The 19,769-nt window shown below is 63.1% G+C and carries 20 protein-coding genes; 4 read left to right on the plus strand and 16 right to left on the minus strand.

From position 1 onward, the window contains the following. Nucleotides 1–659: 659 nt before the first annotated feature. Genes Q0139_RS14925 through Q0139_RS14945 form a run of 5 tightly spaced genes read right to left on the minus strand, consistent with a single transcriptional unit; the run spans nt 660 to nt 5,124 of the window. On the minus strand, nt 660–1,559 hold the full coding sequence (locus tag Q0139_RS14925) for a hypothetical protein (protein WP_298023864.1): 900 nt from the start codon (nt 1,557–1,559) through the stop codon (nt 660–662). An 11-nt stretch (nt 1,560–1,570) separates the two neighbouring features. After that, nucleotides 1,571–2,620 carry a ribonucleotide-diphosphate reductase subunit beta gene (locus tag Q0139_RS14930; protein WP_298023867.1) on the minus strand — a complete coding sequence of 350 codons (1,050 nt, stop codon included), beginning with the start codon at nt 2,618–2,620 and terminating at the stop codon, nt 1,571–1,573. 19 nt (nt 2,621–2,639) lie between these two features. Continuing rightward, complete coding sequence (locus Q0139_RS14935) at nt 2,640–2,852, minus strand: hypothetical protein (protein ID WP_298023870.1); 213 nt, start codon at nt 2,850–2,852, stop codon at nt 2,640–2,642. Continuing rightward, a complete protein-coding gene (locus Q0139_RS14940; protein ID WP_298023873.1) occupies nt 2,849–3,151 on the minus strand; it encodes a hypothetical protein in 303 nt (100 codons plus the stop codon). The genes Q0139_RS14935 and Q0139_RS14940 overlap by 4 nt, the downstream gene beginning before the upstream one ends. A gap of 38 nt (nt 3,152–3,189) precedes the next feature. After that, nucleotides 3,190–5,124, minus strand: a complete 1,935-nt coding sequence (locus Q0139_RS14945) for a ribonucleoside-diphosphate reductase subunit alpha (RefSeq protein WP_298023876.1) — start codon at nt 5,122–5,124, stop codon at nt 3,190–3,192. Nucleotides 5,125–5,681: 557 nt separating this feature from the next. Here Q0139_RS14945 and Q0139_RS14950 point away from each other — a divergent pair. Continuing rightward, complete coding sequence (locus Q0139_RS14950) at nt 5,682–6,041, plus strand: hypothetical protein (protein ID WP_298023879.1); 360 nt, start codon at nt 5,682–5,684, stop codon at nt 6,039–6,041. Nucleotides 6,042–6,282: 241 nt separating this feature from the next. After that, nucleotides 6,283–6,546: a hypothetical protein gene (locus tag Q0139_RS14955; protein WP_298023882.1), complete on the plus strand. Its 264-nt coding sequence runs from the start codon at nt 6,283–6,285 to the stop codon at nt 6,544–6,546. A gap of 136 nt (nt 6,547–6,682) precedes the next feature. On the opposite strand, the gene Q0139_RS14960 is transcribed toward Q0139_RS14955, so the two are convergent. The 4 genes from Q0139_RS14960 to Q0139_RS14975 all read right to left on the minus strand — a co-directional run bounded on the left by Q0139_RS14960 (nt 6,683) and on the right by Q0139_RS14975 (nt 11,344). Next, nucleotides 6,683–8,383, minus strand: coding sequence for an NAD(P)/FAD-dependent oxidoreductase (locus Q0139_RS14960; RefSeq protein WP_298023885.1), 1,701 nt, complete (start codon nt 8,381–8,383; stop codon nt 6,683–6,685). 79 nt (nt 8,384–8,462) lie between these two features. Further along, entirely contained in the window at nt 8,463–9,497 is a 1,035-nt protein-coding gene (locus Q0139_RS14965) for a DUF3616 domain-containing protein (protein WP_298023888.1), read from the minus strand. Nucleotides 9,498–9,571: 74 nt separating this feature from the next. Continuing rightward, entirely contained in the window at nt 9,572–9,916 is a 345-nt protein-coding gene (locus Q0139_RS14970) for a TraR/DksA family transcriptional regulator (protein ID WP_298023890.1), read from the minus strand. A 150-nt stretch (nt 9,917–10,066) separates the two neighbouring features. Next, on the minus strand, nt 10,067–11,344 hold the full coding sequence (locus Q0139_RS14975; protein ID WP_298023892.1) for a serine hydrolase: 1,278 nt from the start codon (nt 11,342–11,344) through the stop codon (nt 10,067–10,069). A 178-nt stretch (nt 11,345–11,522) separates the two neighbouring features. Here Q0139_RS14975 and Q0139_RS14980 point away from each other — a divergent pair, with 178 nt between their 5' ends. After that, the gene (locus Q0139_RS14980) at nt 11,523–12,626 is read left to right on the plus strand and encodes an MBL fold metallo-hydrolase (RefSeq protein WP_298023895.1); all 1,104 of its coding nucleotides are present in this window, start codon (nt 11,523–11,525) and stop codon (nt 12,624–12,626) included. 22 nt (nt 12,627–12,648) lie between these two features. Here Q0139_RS14980 and Q0139_RS14985 read toward each other — a convergent pair whose 3' ends face one another. From Q0139_RS14985 to Q0139_RS15015, 7 genes are all read right to left on the minus strand, one after another. Next, entirely contained in the window at nt 12,649–13,206 is a 558-nt protein-coding gene (locus Q0139_RS14985) for a DUF3617 family protein (RefSeq protein WP_298023898.1), read from the minus strand. A 66-nt stretch (nt 13,207–13,272) separates the two neighbouring features. Then, nucleotides 13,273–14,484, minus strand: a complete 1,212-nt coding sequence (locus Q0139_RS14990) for a TIR domain-containing protein (protein ID WP_298023900.1) — start codon at nt 14,482–14,484, stop codon at nt 13,273–13,275. A 69-nt stretch (nt 14,485–14,553) separates the two neighbouring features. Continuing rightward, on the minus strand, nt 14,554–15,102 hold the full coding sequence (locus tag Q0139_RS14995; RefSeq protein ID WP_298023903.1) for a DUF3617 domain-containing protein: 549 nt from the start codon (nt 15,100–15,102) through the stop codon (nt 14,554–14,556). An 85-nt stretch (nt 15,103–15,187) separates the two neighbouring features. After that, complete coding sequence (locus Q0139_RS15000; RefSeq protein ID WP_298023906.1) at nt 15,188–15,658, minus strand: DUF3617 domain-containing protein; 471 nt, start codon at nt 15,656–15,658, stop codon at nt 15,188–15,190. Between the two features lie 112 nt (nt 15,659–15,770). After that, complete coding sequence (locus tag Q0139_RS15005) at nt 15,771–16,238, minus strand: DUF3617 family protein (protein ID WP_298023910.1); 468 nt, start codon at nt 16,236–16,238, stop codon at nt 15,771–15,773. 76 nt (nt 16,239–16,314) lie between these two features. Next, complete coding sequence (locus tag Q0139_RS15010; protein WP_298023912.1) at nt 16,315–16,827, minus strand: DUF3617 domain-containing protein; 513 nt, start codon at nt 16,825–16,827, stop codon at nt 16,315–16,317. Between the two features lie 92 nt (nt 16,828–16,919). Beyond that, a complete protein-coding gene (locus Q0139_RS15015) occupies nt 16,920–17,414 on the minus strand; it encodes a DUF3617 family protein (protein WP_298023914.1) in 495 nt (164 codons plus the stop codon). Nucleotides 17,415–17,517: 103 nt separating this feature from the next. Between Q0139_RS15015 and uvrB the strand changes: the two genes are divergently transcribed. After that, a complete protein-coding gene (gene uvrB, locus Q0139_RS15020) occupies nt 17,518–19,698 on the plus strand; it encodes an excinuclease ABC subunit UvrB (RefSeq protein WP_298023917.1) in 2,181 nt (726 codons plus the stop codon). The last annotated feature ends 71 nt before the right edge of the window (nt 19,699–19,769 follow it).

Genomic DNA, 19,769 nt, shown 5'->3' on the forward strand with positions numbered 1-19,769 from the left:
AAGGGATCGGCGGCGAGGGGGGATGGGTTGTCCATGGTTCGGTCTCCTGTGGGGAGCCAGAGGATACCCTATATGGTGAGATGTAGGACAGAAGGTCGCGATCTCCCCTCCCCTCGATGGGGAGGGGCCGGGGGTGGGGTGACGCCGCAACGGGGGCAAAAGTCCCGGTCGATGCGCCGGGCGGAAAGATCACCCCCACCCAGCCTCCCCCATCAAGGGGGAGGGGCCACGCTTCTCGGCTTTCCTGCCGGGCCAGCCGTCCGTTCAACCCCCTCCCAACGCGCTCACCCTGAGCCTGTCGAAGGGTCGTTGCGGATCGAGAGGACCGTTGACCTTCGGTCGCCTTCGGCACGCCAGGCTCAGGGTGCGCGCGTGGAGGGTGTGGTTCGGCGTTAGAAAGAGGGCGCGGCCATGCCGGTGCGCGCGAAGACGGCCGCCGGAGCGCTCCCCGGCCCGTCGATCAGCGGGCGACAATTTCCTTCATAAAATGTCTTTCAAGCGTTGCAGCGGCAGGGATAGCGCGGTGTGGTGCGGGGTCAAGGCGAGACGAGCGCAAGAGCGCGCTAATCAGAAGGTCACCGGCAAATTAAGAGCGCGGCTCGTATTGCTACGGATCGTCGATGACCCGTCGGACCGCCAGTTACATTGGTCTTTTACTTCTAGCTCTCGCTATCATCCTCGTCTTTTTTCTGTTCATCGAAAACCTTTGATAGCGGACGTCCCGTTATGAGGGCTGTCGGTATAGCGATTACTAGCCAAACGCCAAGCGTGACGAAAATACAGACTGCAAGAAATATGATAACAGAAAAAAGAAGTGGCAAGTCTTGAGTAAATTGATATATCTCATACCAACCATCAGGCACAGGTTTATATAACTCCGTCCGCACTGCCGATCCTGCAAATGTAACTATAGGGAAATCATCCCAATTTGTATACTCTAGATTGCGCTCCGGATAGATAGACCATGCCCAAATTTCGATTGACTCATTCGGGTTTAAGTTGGGTATAACAAAATACTCATCATCATCCGATTTTTGAACATCGACGAAATCTCTTCCCCGTCGATACTGCAAGGCGTTTAGGTCGCTCGCTCGAATCCGGATGTCCGTCGCTATGTCCTGCCCTACGTTTGTTATTTCATAGCGCAGAAGCGAAGAGTCAGATTCCGAAAACTCGCCATTCCAACGAGCGGCAAATTCGATTTCCGTGAAATCTTTGCAGCTTATAAAGCCTGACGGATCATCTTGCTCTTCTTCCGCTCGCCTTAGTTCATCACGGTCCGTCTCAATTACATAGGATTGGTCTATATTTTCACAAAATGATGTGCGGAGATTTTCGACCAAATCCCGCGCTGGCGCGCCTGTACGTAACGGAGCGCCGGAATAGTTCGGCGTGCGAAATTCATACTGGTGGAGAGAAACTGTAAGCTCCGATTTTGCATCCGGTCGTAGATATTGCACTACCGTCACGACAGATGCGAAGAACCCGACGAATGCGAATATCACCAGAGCTAAATTTAATAGCCGGGCCTTGCTATCTTTTGCTGACGTATCTGCCATGACGTGGCGGTCTACTCCGCCGCAACCCCCGCCTGCTTGAACATATCGTCGCCCTCGTCCTCGGCTTCGTCGTCATTGGCCTTGGCCTTTTGCCGGTTGTCGAAGTTCGCCCAGACGGTGTTCCAGTCGCCTTTCGTCGCGGCCTTCGAATATTCGGTGGCGCGGGTTTCGAAGAAGTTGGCGTGCTCGACGCCGTTCAAGAGCGGGGCGAGCCAGGGCAGCGGGTGATCGTCGACCATGTAGATTTGGGGCAGGCCGAGCTGGCTGAGCCGCCAGTCGGCGATGTAGCGGATGTAGCGCTTGATCTGCTTCGCCGTCATGCCCTCCACCGGGCCCATTTCGAAGGCGAGATCGATGAACGCGTCCTCGAGCCGAACCGTTTTCTGGCAGCAGTCCATGATGTCTTCCTTGACCGATTTGGTCAGGCAGTCGCGTTCTTTGGTGAAGGCGTGGAAGAGCTGCGTGATGCCTTCGCAGTGCAGGCTCTCGTCGCGGACGGACCAGCTGACGATCTGCCCCATGCCCTTCATCTTGTTGAAGCGCGGGAAGTTCATCAGCATCGCGAAGCTGGCGAAGAGCTGGACGCCTTCGGTAAACCCGCCGAACATGGCGAGCGTGCGGGCGATATCCTCATCGGTGTCGACGCCGAATTCCTGCAGATAATCGTGCTTGGCGGCCATTTCCTCATATTCGAGGAAGGCGCCATATTCGCTCTCCGGCATGCCGATCGTGTCGAGCAGGTGCGAATAGGCGGCGATGTGGATCGTTTCCATGTTCGAAAACGCGGTCAGCATCATCTTGACCTCGGTCGGCTTGAACACGCGGCCATATTTGTCGTGATAGCAATCCTGCACCTCGACATCGGCCTGGGTGAAGAAGCGGAAGATCTGCGTCAGCAGCGCGCGCTCATGATCGGTAAGCTTCTGCGCCCAATCGCGGCAATCCTCGCCCAGCGGCACCTCTTCGGGCATCCAGTGGACCTGCTGCTGCCGCTTCCAGAAGTCGTACGCCCAAGGATATTCGAACGGCTTATACTGTTTGCGGGATTCGGTAAGGGACATGGATTTGCTCCGCTGGGTTTTAACTGGTGAGATGGAGGGCGAGCGCGAAGCCGCCCAAGAAAAGGCCGAGCGCGAACAGCATCGCGCCGATGATACGCAGGGCGTAGGTCGCGGCATCGCCGTCGCCTGCCCGCAACAGCCGCGCCGCGATGGCGGGGCGGGCGAGGATGGCGAGGCCGGCGAAGGCTGCCGCTGCGCCGATGATCGGCATCAGGGGGAGGGTGCGGGTCATGGCTGCCGGTTCCGGTAGACGATGACCTTTTTCGAGCTGCGCGCGCCGACGCCGAGGAAGACGATGCCGACGAAATAGCCGAAATCGTACCAGCCGCCATTGTTCGGCACCGCGTAGATCGCGACGCTGTCGACGAACAGCGAGATCACCCAGGCAACCGGGAAGATGAAGCCGTGCCACACGCCGAGCAGGAAGCCCGGCGCTTCGGGCGCGACGCCGCCCGCCCCCTGCCGCGCCGCGCAGGCGGCGAGCAGCGCGAGCGGTGCCAGGCAGACGACAAGGCGCGCCGTCCGCGTCATTGGCAGGCGAGAGTGCCGCGCCGGGACCAGTGACGGGGTCACTGGCACGCAAGGCACTCGTCGTAATCGGTCGTGCCGGCGGTCGTTGCCAGTTCGACCTTTTTCGGATCGAGCGTGTTGTCCGCCTCGACGCCGCCGACCGGCGTATCCTCGCCGTTCGAGGCGAAGCCGGCGCGGGCGATGCTCTTCGATCGGAGGTAATAGAGCGACTTGATGCCGAGCTCCCAGGCGCGGAAGTGCAGCATCAGCAGGTCCCATTTGTCGACGTCGGCCGGGATGAAGAGGTTCAGCGACTGCGCCTGATCGATATAGGGCGCGCGATCGGCCGCGAGTTCGAGCAACCAGCGCTGGTCGATCTCGAAGCTGGTGCGGAAGCTCTCCTTTTCTTCCGGCGTCAGGAAGTCGAGATGCTGGACGCTGCCGCCATGTTCCAGGATCGAGTTCCAGACCTTGGCGCTGTCCTTCGACTTCTCGACCAAGATGCGTTCGAGATATTTGTTCTTGACGATGAAGCTGCCCGACAGCGTCTTGTGCGTGTAGATGTTCGCCGGGATCGGCTCGATGCAGGCGCTGGTGCCGCCGCAGATGATGCTGATCGACGCGGTCGGCGCGATCGCCATCTTGCAGCTGAACCGCTCCATCACGCCCTGATCGGCGGCGTCGGGACAGGCGCCGCGTTCCTGCGCCAGCATCATCGAGGCTTCGGACGCCTTGGCCTGGATGTGCTTGAAGATCTTCATGTTCCAGCTTTTCGCCAGCGCGCTCTCGAAGCCGAGCCCGCGCGCCTGCAGGAAGCTGTGGAAGCCCATGACGCCGAGGCCCACCGAACGCTCGCGCTCGGCCGAATATTTCGCCCGCGCCATCTCGTCGGGCGCGCGGTCGATATAATCCTGCAGCACATTGTCGAGGAAGCGCATCACGTCCTCGATGAACTGCTTGTCCTCGCACCACTGGTCCCAGGTTTCGAGGTTGAGCGACGAAAGGCAGCACACGGCGGTGCGATCGACGCCATGCTGGTCGACGCCGGTCGGCAGCGTGATTTCGCTGCACAGGTTCGACGTGCTGACCTTCAGCCCGACATCGCGCTGATGCTTGGGCATCATGCGGTTCACCGTGTCGTTGAAGACGATATAGGGCTCGCCCGTCGCCAGCCGCGTTTCGACGAGCTTCTGGAACAGGCTGCGCGCGTCGACCGTGCCGCGCACGCTGCCGTCCTTGGGCGATTTGAGGTCGAACGGCTCGCCCGCGCGCACCGCTTCCATGAACTCGTCGGTGACGAGCACGCCATGGTGCAGGTTCAGCGCCTTGCGGTTGAAGTCGCCCGAGGGTTTGCGGATCTCGAGGAATTCCTCGATCTCGGGATGGTGGATGTCGATATAGCAGGCGGCGGATCCGCGGCGCAGCGAGCCCTGGCTGATCGCGAGCGTGAGGCTGTCCATCACGCGGATGAAGGGGATGATGCCGCTGGTCTTGCCGTTGAGGCCGACCGGCTCGCCGATGCCGCGGACATTGCCCCAATAGGTGCCGATGCCGCCGCCCTTCGAAGCGAGCCAGACATTCTCGTTCCAGGTGCCGACAATATCGTCGAGGCTGTCGCCGACGCTGTTGAGATAGCAGCTGATCGGCAGCCCGCGCCCGGTGCCGCCGTTCGAAAGCACGGGCGTCGCCGGCATGAACCAGAGCTTGGAGATATAGTCGTAGAGCCGCTGGGCGTGCTCGCTGTCGTCCTTGTCGGCATAGGCCGAGGCGACGCGGGCGAAGAGATCCTGGAACGATTCGCCGGGAAGGAGATAGCGGTCCTTCAGCGTCTCCTTGCCGAAATCGGTGAGGAGCTCGTCGCGCGACGGATCGAGCGTAATCTCATGCGCGCGCGGCGCGACCGACTTGCTGTCGGGCTTCGCGTCGGCCTTGGCCTCGTCCTGCATATCGATGACGTCGTCTGCGCTCACGTCTCTGCTGCTCGAAAAATCCATTATTGCTCCCCTACGCCATACCAAATGTTCCGGCTTCGTTCGAGTCGGTAAACGACCGTCCTACACCATAAACTCGCCTCTGCGGGGACCGATTTCACCTTGTCCCCGATATTCACATGGTCCCTCTCGAAGGCGCAAAACAGGGGCGTGCCGCGAAACGCGATCGCGGCCACATACCACAACCTGTTGAGTTGCCCCCCGAGCGAACCACTAGCCATAGTGTATGAAACGTTAAGACGACACAAGGGGGATCATGCCCTTCCACCGACTCAATTCGTCGCATAAGCGACTCGGTTCGTCGACGCTACAAGGCGGCCCATCGCCCGCGACGCGTGGACCTGACAGGGCTTTCGATAATGCAAGGGAACGAAGCAGGAACGATGAGGATCGTTGCAAATTTATCCGGCAAGCCGGTCTGCCGCACCGGCCATCGGAGCCGCACCGAAACAATATCGTCATATCTGGCGGAATTCCGCCAACGACTCGGAAGCCTGCCGGAAGGGACTATGCCCGTGCGCCTTTCGGGTCCATGACGCATCGAAGCGAGGGAGACAGACATGCGGCATAAGACAATGATCGGCGGCGCGCTGGGCACGGCGCTGTTCGCCACCGCCTTAATCGCCGCGCCCGGCGCGGCCGCGGCCGCCACGCTCGGCAGCGAGGCCAAGCCGGTACATGCCGATATGCCGGCCGGCCAGCGCGCCTATCTCGATCGGCTGCGCTGTGCGGATGGCAATGCTCCCACCTATCAGCGCGCCGGCAATGTCGGCCCCGGTCCCGACGGCCATATCGTCGATCTCTACGAAGTTCTCTGCACCGATTCGGAACCGGGACGCTCCGAAATCTACATGGACATGTATCATGGCGGCCATGTCGAGGATGAGGCGGTGCCGGGCTTCGCCATCGTTCCGGGCTGATGATCGTGGATGGTCGGACTTTGGCATGCGCCAAAGCGCCGCACCGGAACTTATTTGTCAGAACCTCGCTGTCGCGAGGTCGCCGCACCAGCCCTCTCCCCCACCCGGCCTCCCATCCAGGGTACACTCAGTGGGAGGCCGGGTGGGGGAGAGGGCTGGTGCCGCGCTCGACCGGCAGGTCGAGTCTGACAGGAAAAGCCCGAGTCAAATCTGACCGCATATTCTGCTACAAGCTGGCCCTATGGTGATCATCGTATTCCTGATGGGCGTCGCGAACTTCTACTGTCACCGCGCGGTGCTGGAAGGGCAGGGGCGGCTGCTGCGCGAATTCGCCGAGACGATGAAGCGCTATGGCGGCGGCTGGGCCGGCTACGCCCTGGAATTTGTCTTCCTCACCGTCTCGCTCTGGTTCGCGCGCGAGGGCTCGGCGATGATCGTGTTCGTCTACGGCGTGTACACGGCGCTCAATATTGGCGGCTATCTGATGCTGCGGCGGATGGGGTGAAAAACACCCCTCCTCTTCAGGGGAGGGGGACCATGCACGGCATGGTGGAGGGGCGCCGTCCACATTGGCAGATCGCTGAAGAGGCAGGTGCCCCTCCACCGGCTTCGCCGGTTCCCCTCCCCGTTCCGGGGAGGAACTAAACAAACGCCGCCAGCGCCTCGGGCCGTTCCTTCATCACGAGCGCGAGCACCTTCTCGTTCTGCTCGAAGAATTCCATCGGATCGACGGTCGCATTGCCGGCGACGCCGTCGATGCGGAAGCCCGCATAGCCTTTCTCGACCACGGCATCGCAGATGCGGCGATATTCGGGGACGCCGCCGAGATAGGCCATGAAGATGCGCGGCTTGCCCGGGACGTTGTCACCCAGATACCAGCTCTTCGCATAGGGATAGACGGTGAGGTCGGCGACGGCGTTGCAATGGTCGACCCAGTCGTTTTCCGCCGTTTCCAGCGGTTCGATTACACCCTTTCCGACGCGTTCGATACAGTCCGAAATCCATTCGACATGCTGTTCGATCGACACGATCATGTTCGAGATGACCGAGGGGCTTTGCGGGCCGGTGACGAGGAACAGGTTGGGGAAGCCTTCGCTCATCAGCCCCAGATAGGTGCGCGGGCCGTCCGCCCATTTGTCCTTGAGCTTCTTGCCGCCGCGCCCGCTTATGTCGATCTTGGCGAGCGTGCCCGTCATCGCGTCGAAGCCGGTGGCGAATACGATGGCGTCGAATTCATAATCCTTTTCACTCGTTTTCAGCCCCGCCGCGGTGATCCGCTCGATCGGCTCGGCATTGATGTCGACGAGGTGGACGTGATCCTCGTTGAACGTCTCGTAATAGCCGATATCGACGCACATCCGCTTGGCGCCGGCGGGATAGCTGTCCGGGCAGAGCAGCTCGGCGGTGTCGGGATCGTTGACGCGCTCGCGAATCCGGTCGCGGATGAACTCGGCGGCGATGGCATTCGAGTTGAGGCTGACGCCGAAATCGGAGAAGCTCGCCATGAAGGTCAGCCCGCCCTTGTCCCAATAGCGTTGCAGCTCTGCCTCGACCTTTTCGCGCGGCAGGTCGACGGCAAGATCCTCGTTGACGACGCTCGACCCGGTAAAGCCCGCCGCCTGCTCCTTGGCCTCGGCCCGCAGCTCGCGATAGCTTGCCTTGATGCTGGCGACATAATCGGGATCGAGATCGTGATTGTGCGCGGGAATCGCGAAATTGGGCGTGCGCTGAAAGACGGTCAGCTCGGTCGCCTCCTTTGCAATTTGCGGGATCGACTGGATCGCGCTCGATCCGGTGCCGATGACGCCGACCTTCTTGCCGGTGAAATCGACCTTTTCATGCGGCCACAGCCCGGTCAGATAGGTTTCGCCTGTAAAATCCTCCTCGCCCTCGAATTGCGGCTTGTTGGGGGAGGAGAGGCAACCCGTCGCCATCACCACGAAGCGCGCGTCGAGCGTTTCGCCGCCATCGGTCGTCACGCTCCACCGGTCGCGATCCTCGTTATAATGCGCCGCCGTCACCTTCGTCTCGAACGCGATGTCGCGGCGCAGATCGTGCCGGTCGGCAACATGGCCGAGATAGTCGAGAATTTCTGGCTGGGGCGAATAGCGCTCCGACCATTGCCATTCCTGCTCCAGCTCCTCGTCCCAGCTATAGCTGTATTCCATGCTCTCGATATCGCAGCGCGCGCCGGGATAGCGGTTCCAGTACCAGGTGCCGCCGACATCCTTGCCCATCTCGATTACGCGCACGCTGAGCCCCTGCCCGCGCAGCTTGTGCAGCAGATAGAGACCGGAAAAGCCCGCGCCGACGATGATCGCGTCGAAGCTGTTGTCGCTCATTTGACACCTCTCCCAAGGCTATGATTTGCCGGATATGATGCGCATCGCCCACGAGTCTGTCGAGCGTTAAAGTTGACGCTTACGGCAAGTCGACGATTATCCGCCGCGGCGCGCCGTCGCGGGCGCCGTCGAAGAGTACCAGGAGTGTCGCACGATCACGCTCGACCCCGACGATCGCGATGGCCTCCGCCTTGCCACCGCCGGGCGGGGCGATGTCGGTCAGGTCGGAGAGATCGCCCTCGTCATAAAGGTGCAGGCGGTAGGGAATGTCCTGTTCCTGCGCCGGGCCGGAGAGGATCAGCAATCTCCCGTCGGGCAGGAAGGCGAGGTCGCGAATGCCGCGTTGCGGCCCCAGCTCCACCGGGATAGCCCGGCCGGTGCCGACGATATCGCGTTCGAACAAGGTCGCTGCCGTGGTCTCGAACAGAAAGGCATGGCCGTCGATGAGAGGGGCGCGCAGCCCGAAGACCATCCGTCCTTCGCGCACGGCCAGCCCTTCGATATTGAGGCCATTCGCCCGGTTCAGCGACGCCCCGAAATAGCGCGCCAGCGGCGGCGAGCGCCGGAGCAAGGTCCCGAGCCGATGGCTGAGATCGATGGCGACGGTGCCCGGATGCACATCGAGCCCCGGCTCGTCCGGCGCGATCCGGGCGACGAGGAAGCCGGCCGGTCGCAATTCGTCCGAATGGCGCGAACAGCCATGCGAACCGGTGACGTAGAAGACGCCCTCATCGAAGGCCGCCGCTTCGCCGTCGAACTCGCCCGATCCGGGATCGGCCTCCTCACAGATGCCATCGGGCGGCGCGCCGAGCGGGGTCGCCGCATCGAGCAGCCCGATCCGCTCCCGCGCCTCCAGCACGACGCCGTCGAACCCCGCCCATTGCGCCGAACCGCCCTCATCCTCGACGGCGAGACAGCGCATCGCGCCATCGGCCCGTTCGCTCGGCCAGTCGCAGGCCAGCCCGCTGACATCCTCCGATGCACCGCCATCCTCGCCGAAATGGCCGGCGACCGTGATGTTGTCGTCCCGCGCAGCCTGCGGCGCAGCATCGTCTTGCGCACTGTCGCAGGCGCCAAGAAGAATTGCTCCCACAAAAGCAAAAATCGCGCTCATGCTGAGCTTGTCGAAGCATCTTTCCGCATTCGAGGCGCAACACCCTTCGACAGGCTCAGGGTGAGCGCACGGAATCACGAAGCACATCCCACGCATCGCGTCGCCATCGGATCGATCTCCAGCCGCTTGGGCGCGATCGCCTCGCCGCAGGTCAGGCACCAGCCGAACTCACCGTCCTCGATCCGTTCGAGCGCGGCATCGATCCGGGCGATATCGGTGCGGCGGCGACGGCCTTCCGCCTCCGCCATCGCCTGCTGCTGCATCGCGTCCATCCGCGACAGCCGCCCGACCGATTGCTGGTCGAGCGCAACCGGCTTGCGCCAGTCGGCGGTGCTTTCCTCGGCACCGGTGAGTTCGTCGCGCAGGCCGAGGAGGCGGGTGCGATAGGCGGTGAGCTGGGCGGGGGTGAGGTCGGTCACCTGTTCCGTCCCGACACGGGGAGGAACGACCCTGCCAAATCGTCATGCTGAACTTGTTTCAGCATCCACCCCTCAACCTGCCCCGTCCGTTCGCGAGGAGGAGTGGATCCTGAAACAAGTTCAGGATGACGGTTGGGAATGGATGCGGCCTCACTCCCCATCGCCACCCTCCGGCACGACCGTCTCGACCGACAGCCCCTGCGCCAGCCGCTCCTCGATCGCGGTGAAGGCGGAGTTGCCGGGCCGCGCACTCTCTTCGGGCAGGCCGGTGGCGAAATAGGCGACGCCGGTTTGTCCTTCATCGCCAGGGTCGGCCCAAAGGCCGGACCTCAAACCATATGCCTCACCAGAATGGCCCCGGTGATATTGCTGGTCTTCCCAAGCGAGCCGCTGCGATCCGAAAAGATCGTCGTGGCACTCTGGGTTATCATGGTTCAGGTAATGGATTCCCTTGTCGTATCGGCAATATAGTCCACTTTCGCCGTCTCCATACCCCGCTGAAATTGGGTATGCTGTCCGACCAAGAATTACGCTACCGATCCCGGCACTGGAAAAGTGGTCGTACAGGAATGCGAAACTCTCATTTCCGCTCCAGCCCATTAGAACGATCCCGATCCGCGCCAAATCCCGCGCTGAAATCCTGAGACCACCCTGCGGCGAAAAGGCCGCGCCGTTGCGCGCCAACACATAGCTTTCGAGATCGCATGTCCCGTCGCTCGCCGGTGTTGCAGGGCAGCCGGTGGCGATGAAATCCTGGGTGTCGCGGATCGCTTCGCCGTCCGCGCGATAGAGCACGGCGGCGCGGGACCGGGCTTCGTCGCTGCAGGTGGTCCAGTTGAAACAGGCGTCGAGGCCGAGCGGTTCGAAAACCTGGGCGTGCATGATCCGGTCGAACCGCTCGCCGGTCGCGCCTTCCATCGCGGCAGCGACGACGGGGAAATTGAGATTGGCGTAGGAGAACCATTCGCCCGGTTCATGCTCGTGATTCCACGCGCCGTCCTGCCGCATCCATTCCTCAAGATCGGCATCGAGCGGGAGGGCATAGCCGGCATCGTCGCGGATGCCCGAACGGTGTCCGAGAACGTGGCGCAACGTAATCGGCGTATCCGGGAAGGCCGGGTTGCGGAGCGTCCAGCCGAGATAGTCCGACACATCGGCGTCGAGATCGAGCGTCCCCGCCTCTACCAGCCGCAGCACGCCCAGCGCGACGACGAGCTTGGAGACGCTGGCGACGCGAACCGGATCGTCGACCGTCATCGGCCGCATCGTTGCCAGATCGGCATAGCCGCCCGCCTCTTCGCGCGTGATGCCGTTCGCATCGAACTCCACCCGCGCCCAGCCGATGACCGGGTCGGCGGGCGGCGGTTCGGCCAAGGCGGGCGCGGCGAGGAGGAGGAGGGTTGCTACAAGAAGGCGGATCGGCAACATCGTCCGATCTTAGTCCTGTCACCGCCGAAAGAGAAATGATGCTGCTGGGCACGCGATGGTCGTTTGCCCTCCCCCTTGATGGGGGAGGGTTGGGAGGGGGTGACGTTGCCGCAGAAGACAGCGCTCGTGGAGCCGTCACCCCACCCCCGACCCCTCCCCATCGAGGGGAGGGGAGAAAATGATCCTGCGAGTCCTCAGATATTTTTTCGTTGCCCTGCTCTGGCTCGTCATCGCGTTCCTGTTAGCGATCGTGCTCGTCCCGCCCTTTCTCGACCGCATCTATTATCGCGGTGAGGTCAGCGATCATTTCGACGGGGCGCGGTTCTTCAATCCCGATGAGGGCGAGGGCGAATGGGTCGGCGATCCGACGCGGGGCAACAATCGCGGCTCGCTGATCGCGCGTTTCGTGACCGGCGACGGGCGCCCGCCCTGGCCCGAAAGCGTACCGATCGATCAGATCGTGCCCGAAACCCGTGTCGAGGGCGACCGGCTCGTCGTCACCTGGGTCGGCCATGCGACGGTGCTGGTGCAGACGCAGGGATTGAACATCCTTACCGATCCGATCTGGTCGGACTATGCGACGCCGTTCCCGCCATTGGGCCCGCGCCGCGTCAGCCCGCCCGCCGTGCGGTTCGATGACCTGCCGCCGATCGACCTCGTCCTCGTCAGCCACAATCATTACGATCATATGGACCTGCCGACGCTGGAAAGGCTCTGGGAGCGGGACCGGCCGCAAATCGTCACCAGCCTCGGCAACGACACGGTGATCGCGCAGGCGGGCGCGGAGGCGATGGCGCTGGACTGGGGCGGGCAGGTGCGCGTGTCGCCGCAGGCCGAGGTGATCGTGACGCGCAACCATCATTGGGGATCGCGCTGGTTCGTCGATCGCAATAGGGCGCTGTGGTCAAGCTTCGTCATCCGGACGCCGGGCGGCAATATCTTCTTCGCCGGCGATACGGGGCCGGGCGATATGCGCTGGCCCGAAGAGGCGGCGGCTTATGGCCCGGTGCGGCTGGCGCTCATTCCCATCGGCGCCTTCCGCTTCGAGCCGGGGCAGAACTGGAGCGGCAGCCATATCGGCCCGCACCATGCCGTGCGCGTGATGCAGGGGCTTGGCGCGCGCCATGCGCTCGGCATCCACTGGCGCACCTTCCGGCTGAGCTGGGAGGCGTTCGATACGCCGGGGCGGATGCTGGGCGAGGAGCTGGACGCGGCCGGCGTGCCGCGCGAACGGTTCCTCGCGGCGCCGGTCGGGACGGTGTGGGAGGTGCCGGGGCTTTGATCCTCCCCCGAACGGGGAGGAATTATTCGTCGTCGCTCTGGATAACCTCGGCCTCGCACTCGCCGCGCCATTCGCCTCGGATGCGGCCGTTGACGGTCACATCGTCTGCCCCGGTACCGCGCCGGGCACTTGTCGATGCGACATCGAGCGCCGTCTCGTCATACTCGCCATCGATCGTCAGCGTCAGCGAACCCGGCGTCGCGTTGCAACTGATCGTCGCGGTCACGACGCCGCCGGTCATGGTGACCTCGTCATAGCTGCACGGCGTTTCGTTGCCCGCCCAAAAGGCGGCGGGCGGGCGATCGGCATAATCGGGCGGCAGGCAGACGGTGCGCGCGGCGCCGCGATTGGCGGGATCGGCCTCGATCTCTTCCCGCTCCTCGCTGCTGATCGTGGCCGAAGCGACGTCACCCACCGTTTCGCGCAATTCCCACAGGCCGGGACGCAGCGGCTGCAGCAGCGCGCCGACGACCTCGTCCGCGCCTTCGTCTTCGGGCACCTGATCGGTCTCTCCGGCCGGGCCGGACTGGCAGGCGGCGAGCGCAAGCGCGCTGGTCAGGGCAATGGTGAAACGGGTCATGACGGGCCTCCTTTTCGGGGAGCCGCCACGATAGTCCGCGATATTTAACAGGCGGTTAGGGCCCGATCAGCCGCAATCGCCGGTGCGGCGCGCACGATAGGTGGCGTCGAGCTCCCAATTGCCGAGATTCGGATCGTTGAACTGGAAGGTGATCCGCGAATCGAAGCTGTCGGCATCGTAATCGCCGGTCATCCGCATCTGCGACTGGCCGTTGGTGTCCGGAATCTGGCAGGTGCCTTGCAGGTTGACCTCGCCATCTTCGATCTCGTCGCGCGAGAAATTGCACCAGGACACGAAATCCGACGGCAGGATGTTGCCAGCGTTCGGATTGGCCGCGGCGGCGGAAGATACGCAGGCCGACGCGGTTTCGGGCTGGTTGCCGATCGTGTTGCCGAGCTGAGTCCGCATCATCGACGCCGTCTCGTCGGGCAGGTCCGGGAAGCGCGCATCGACGAATTCGAATCGCGTTTCCCACTGGCCGGGATCGAGCTCTTCGGCCGATGCGACCGGCTCTTCTTCCGAACCGCCCAGGGCAAGCAGCAATATCACCGCGAGCACCACCGCAACGCCGCCGATGGCGAGCCAGTGCAACGGTTTCATCTTGCTGAGACTGAAGCCCGATGTCTCTCCCGCGCCGTCGCCGTCCGCGGGCTGCGACATCAGGCCGACAGGCACCGCGGCTTCGGGAGCGGGAGCAGGCTTCGCCGCAGCGGCAGGCGCCGGCTTTGCCGGTTCATCGGGTGGCGTGTCGGCTGGCGCGGCATCGGGAGTTTCCGCTGCGTCATCGGCGGGCTGTTCGTCGCCGGGTTCCGCGCCTTCTTCCTTGCCGGCGGCAAGGCCTTCGGCCTTCTTCGCCTCGACCTGCCGTTTGATCGTCTCGACCAGCTTCTGGATCGTCTCGTCGCGGCGATCCATCCAGTCGATCCACTGATAGTCGTTGAGCCAATAGGCGAGGCCCTTGGCGTCGATATCCTCGAGCCGGATCGGATAGACGAGCTTTTTGTGATTGTCGGCCATGATCAGCTCGCGCTTCACATGGCGCGACTGATCGGATTTTTCGCAGAACAGCAGGACGATGAGATCGGATTTTTCGACCTGGTTGACGATCGCCTCGTCGAACGGAAGCCCCGGCTCGATATCGTCGGGCGCCATCCAGCCATAGACGCCGTTGCGCTCGAGAACCTCTTTCAGGTGCTTCGCGGTCTTATATTCCGAGCTGTGGTGACTGATGAAGGCAGTCGGCATGCGACCATCCGACGTGCCGTCCGGTCCGTTCATGCCCCGTTCCTTCTTATATGTCCCAATAACCCGGCCGGGGGGCGATTGCCCGCCCGGCCGGTCATCGCATTAGCCCTCTGCGCCGCAATCGTCGCTGACATGGCGCCGTGTCATGTTACCCGAAAAGCGCATCGGCCCCAGATCGGGGATTTCGCCCTCGGCGGTGACGGTCATATCGTTGGTCGTTTCGGTGTAGGTGCCGTCCATCGTCATCGTCATGGCCGGTCCGTCGCCTTCCTGGCAGGTCGCGACCACGCGCATATTGCCGCCCGACATGTTGAAATCGGACACCGTGCAATCGTCGTCGTCGTTGAACATGCTTTCCTGCATATTGTCGGCTTCTTCCTGGGTCAGGCAGGACGTATCGCTCATGCCCTGGCCCATCTGCTGGCGCATCGCGCCGAGCATCGACTGCATTTCCGGCGGTGCGTTCGGGATGTCGAGTTCGGTGATTTCGAACGTCGTTTCCCACATGCCCGGACGGACATTGACATCTTCGGCAACCTCGGCGGCCTCGTCGGCCGAAACTTCGCCGTCGCCGTCCGCATCGGCGTCGCCGCCGCCCGAACAGGCCGCCAGCATCGCAATCGGCGCGGCTGCTAAAATCAGTTTCTTCATCGTTTATTCCCCTATGTCAGTCGCAGTTCGTTCCATGCGGCCCCGTTCGTCACGTTGTGCCGAAGCGGCCCGCCCTTGGCAAGCGTCAGCCCGTGCAATCGCCCGAACGTTCGCCCGTCATATCGGCCGTGAATTGGAGCACTTCGTTGCCGTCCCGGAGTTCGGCCTCCATCGTCGCCGTCATCGACGTCGCATCATAGGTGCCCTCGATGGTCAGCGTTCCGCCTTCACCGTCGCAGGTGCCGCTGATCGAGATTTCGCCGTTTTCGACTGTCGATCCTTCGAAGTCGCATTCGCTTTCGGCCTCGTTCGGGATGAACAGCTCGGGCGTCGGTTCGGCCGAATCCTCCTCGCTGATGCACACCGGGTCCATGGCGAGCTCGCGATTGAGCTCGGCGATCAGCTCCTGCTGCATTTCTTCCGGCGCGCCGGGCAGGTTCGCCTCGGTCACATCGAGCGTCAATTCCCACTCGCCGGGCTGCAGATTGTCGCCACCGCCCGATGAGCAGGCGGCAAGCGCCAGGCCGGCCACACCCGCGATCAAAATCACTTTCATCCTGAAATTCCCCTGAAATCTGGTCTCACTTCGTGCGGCCCACAGGCGTTTTGCCCGTCGCGCCGCCGCATGGCAAGTGCGCCAGATCACAGTTCGACTGATCGGCTCCGCCCTAGCAGTCGCCGGTGCGCTCTCCGCTGAATCGGCTCGTGACGGTTACTTCGCCGGCCCCCGGCGCGTTGATGCGGACCTCCATATCGCCTTCCATCGATTGCCGGTCGAAGCTGCCATCGGCGGTAAAGCCTATGGCGCTGCCGTCCGGCATCGTGCATTCGGCCTCGATCGCCATCGAGCCGTCGGCCACGTCCGACCGCGCGAACTCGCACGCATCTTCATTGCCGGGAAACGGGTTGAGCAGGCCGCCGAAATCGTTCGCAGCCATTTCCTCGGTCACGCAGGTCGAAGCCGTTTGCGGCGGCTGGGACGCGGCCGCCTCGCTCATCGCGTCGGATACGCCGGGGCCTTCGATCGACAGCACCTCTGTCGACATCGACCATTCGCCGGCATCGATCCGGTCGGGACCGGAGGAACAGCCCGCAACCGCCAGCGCGGCCGCCACAGGAACAAGGAGAGCTTTCATCAAACGCCTTTCACCAACCGACGGCATCGCACCTTGCCCACCATCGCCGGCCGGCAATTAGGCCAGGCCGAGGCGGTCAGCAATCGCCGATCCGCTCGCCCCGCGCCGTGCCGCTCATCCGCATGGTCCCCATCGGTCCGCCGGTGATTGTCATGTTGGTGGTGCCCGAATAGCTGGCCGGTCCGCCGGTGCCGCTAACCTCGATCACCGCCTGTCCCGCGCCTTGCGTATCGCAGACGAGTTCGACGCGCATCGTGCCGCCCGAATAGCTGAAGTCGCGATATTCGCAATTTTCCTGATTCTCGCCCGCAAAGAGCGCCGAATCGGGATTGAGATCGTCGGCCGAAATACACTGTTCGGACGTGTAGCCCTGGCCGAAGCGCCCCCGCACCATTTCGAGTACATTCGCCGGCAGGCCCGGGATCGAAATATCGGTGATGGTGCTGGTCGAGCGCCACATTCCGGGCTGGATTTGGCCCGGCTGGATCTGGCCGGGCTGGATCTGGGGCGCGCCCGTCTGGGCGGCGGCAACGGTGAGCCCGGCCGCGCCGGTGGCGAGCACAGTGGCGAAGAACAATTTACCTGGCATGAAAATCCTCGAAACGTGAATGCGTTGAACGTCGCGACCCGGACACAGCCTCGCAAAGCCGGCGGCGCTTGTCCAATCCCGATGCGGCCAGCCTACTCGTCTTCGACCGGGCACTCGCCGAGATAGACCGCGGTGATCCGCCCACGAAGCTCCATCTCGAAACCGCTCTGGTCGACGCCGGACATCGTCAGGTCGACGCGCATGGCGAGCGGAGTGTAGGTTCCCGAAAAGGTCATATCCATGGCCATGCCGCCCGCATCCAGGCAGCGCAACGACGCCAGCATCTGTCCATCGGCAAACACGCTCTCGACCATGTCGCAGTCGTCCTCCGACCGCATCATGTTGTGGGCCAGCGGATTGGCCGCCTCTTCGGCGTCCATGCACTCGATCTCCGTGTCGGACCCTTCGGCCAGGGTGCGCGCCAGTTCGCGCCATGCCTCTTCCTGCACCTCTTCCGGCACGGCGATCGAAAATTCCGTCATTTCCATCGACGTCGCCCATTCGCCCGGACGGATGCCTCCGTCATAGGGGTTCGGCACGGGCTGGAGCCCCGCAGCGCCCGCAAGCGAAAACAGCAATAACGACATATATTCCCCTCCCTCCGGTGCGACCCGGCCGGATGTCAGCATGATCGCTTCGCCCGGCCAAGGCAATATTGCGGACGGGGGGCACAGCGCGCATATCGGGCGCATGTCCATCGCCATCCGCACCGGCCTCGACGAACCCGAAACCGGCGAGAGCTTCACCCCACATCGCCCCGAACGCCCCGACAAGGCGGAGGGCGGCAAGCGCTTCGAGCTCGTCTCCGAATATGAGCCCTCGGGCGATCAGCCGACGGCGATCGCCGAGCTGGTGGAGACGGCGCAGGCCGGAGAGAAGGACCAGGTGCTGCTCGGCGTGACCGGCTCCGGCAAGACCTTCACCATGGCCAAGGTCGTCGAGGCGCTGCAGCGGCCGGCGCTCGTGCTCGCGCCGAACAAGATCCTCGCCGCGCAGCTCTATGGCGAATTCAAGAGCTTTTTCCCGAACAACGCGGTCGAATATTTCGTCAGCTATTACGATTATTACCAGCCCGAGGCCTATGTGCCGCGCTCGGACACCTATATCGAGAAAGAATCGAGCGTAAACGAGGCGATCGACCGGATGCGGCACTCGGCCACCCGCTCGCTTCTCGAACGCGACGATGTGCTGATCGTCGCTTCGGTCTCGTGCCTCTACGGTATCGGCTCGGTCGAGACCTATTCGGCGATGACTTTCTCGATCAAGAAGGGCGAGACGGTCGACCAACGGGAGCTGATCCGCAAGCTCGTGTCGCTGCAGTACAAGCGCAACGACCATGCTTTCGCCCGCGGCAATTTCCGCGTGCGCGGCGACAATCTGGAGATCTTTCCCTCGCACTATGAGGATATGGCCTGGCGCATCTCCTTCTTCGGCGACGATATCGAGGAGATCGCCGAGTTCGATCCGCTGACCGGTAGGAAGGGCACGAAGCTCGACCGGGTGAAGGTGTTCGCGAACTCGCACTATGTCACCCCCGGCCCGACGATGAAGCAGGCGATGGGCGCGATCCGGCGCGAGCTTGAGGTGCGGCTGAAGGAGCTGCAGGACGAGGGCAAGCTGCTCGAAGCCCAGCGGCTCGAGCAACGCACGAACTTCGATCTTGAGATGATCGCCGCGACAGGTTCGTGCGCCGGGATCGAGAATTACAGCCGCTTCCTGACCGGGCGCCTCCCCGGCGAACCGCCGCCGACGCTGTTCGAATATCTCCCCGACAATGCGCTGCTCTTCGTCGACGAGAGCCATCAGACGGTGCCGCAGATCGGCGCGATGGCGCGCGGCGACCATCGGCGCAAGATCACGCTGGCCGAATATGGCTTTCGTCTGCCGAGCTGCATCGACAACCGGCCGCTGCGCTTCAACGAATGGGATGCGATGCGGCCGCAGACGGTGTGCGTGTCCGCCACGCCCGGTCCATGGGAGATGGAGCAGACGGGCGGCGTATTCAGCGAACAGGTGATCCGCCCCACCGGCCTGATCGATCCGCCGGTGGAGGTCAAACCCGTCGAGGAGCAGGTCGACGACTGTATCGCCGAATGCAAGGCGACCGCCGCCAAGGGCTATCGCACGCTGGTGACGACGCTCACGAAACGCATGGCCGAGGATTTGACCGAGTTCATGCACGAGGCCGGGCTCAAGGTCCGCTACATGCATTCGGACGTCGAGACGCTGGAGCGCATCGAGCTGATCCGCGACCTGCGGCTCGGCGTGTTCGACGTGCTTGTCGGCATCAACCTGCTGCGCGAAGGCCTCGACATTCCCGAATGCGGGCTGGTCTGCATCCTCGATGCCGACAAGGAGGGCTTCCTGCGTTCGGAGACGAGCCTGGTCCAGACGATCGGCCGCGCCGCGCGCAACGTCGAAGGCCGCGTCATCCTCTATGCCGACCGCATCACCGGATCGATGGAACGCGCCATGGCCGAGACCGACCGGCGGCGCGAAAAGCAGCGCGAATACAATATCGAACACGACATCACGCCGACCACGATCATCCGCAACATCGCCGATATCGTCGCCCACACGGCGTCGAAGGACCAGGTCACCGTCGATACCGGCGACGAAGAGGTCAACAACCTCGTCGGCCACAATCTGCGCGCCTATATCGAAGACCTCGAAAAACGCATGCGCGCCGCCGCAGCGGACCTCGAATTCGAAGAGGCTGGGCGGCTGAGGGACGAAATCCGCAAGCTCGAAGCCGAGGAACTCGGCCTGCCGCCCGACGAGCAGGTGGCTCAGCCGAAGGGGCGGGCGACAGAGGGGCGGCCAGGGACGCGGAAGTTGCGCTACGGCAAGACGCAGCGGAAGATGGGGTGATTTCACCGAACCAGGTTCGGGTTTCTGACGGCGGTAACACTGCCTAGGAATCTGCCATATCGAACCGACCG

This window comes from uncultured Parasphingopyxis sp. (assembly GCF_937129435.1).
GTDB lineage: Bacteria > Pseudomonadota > Alphaproteobacteria > Sphingomonadales > Sphingomonadaceae > Parasphingopyxis.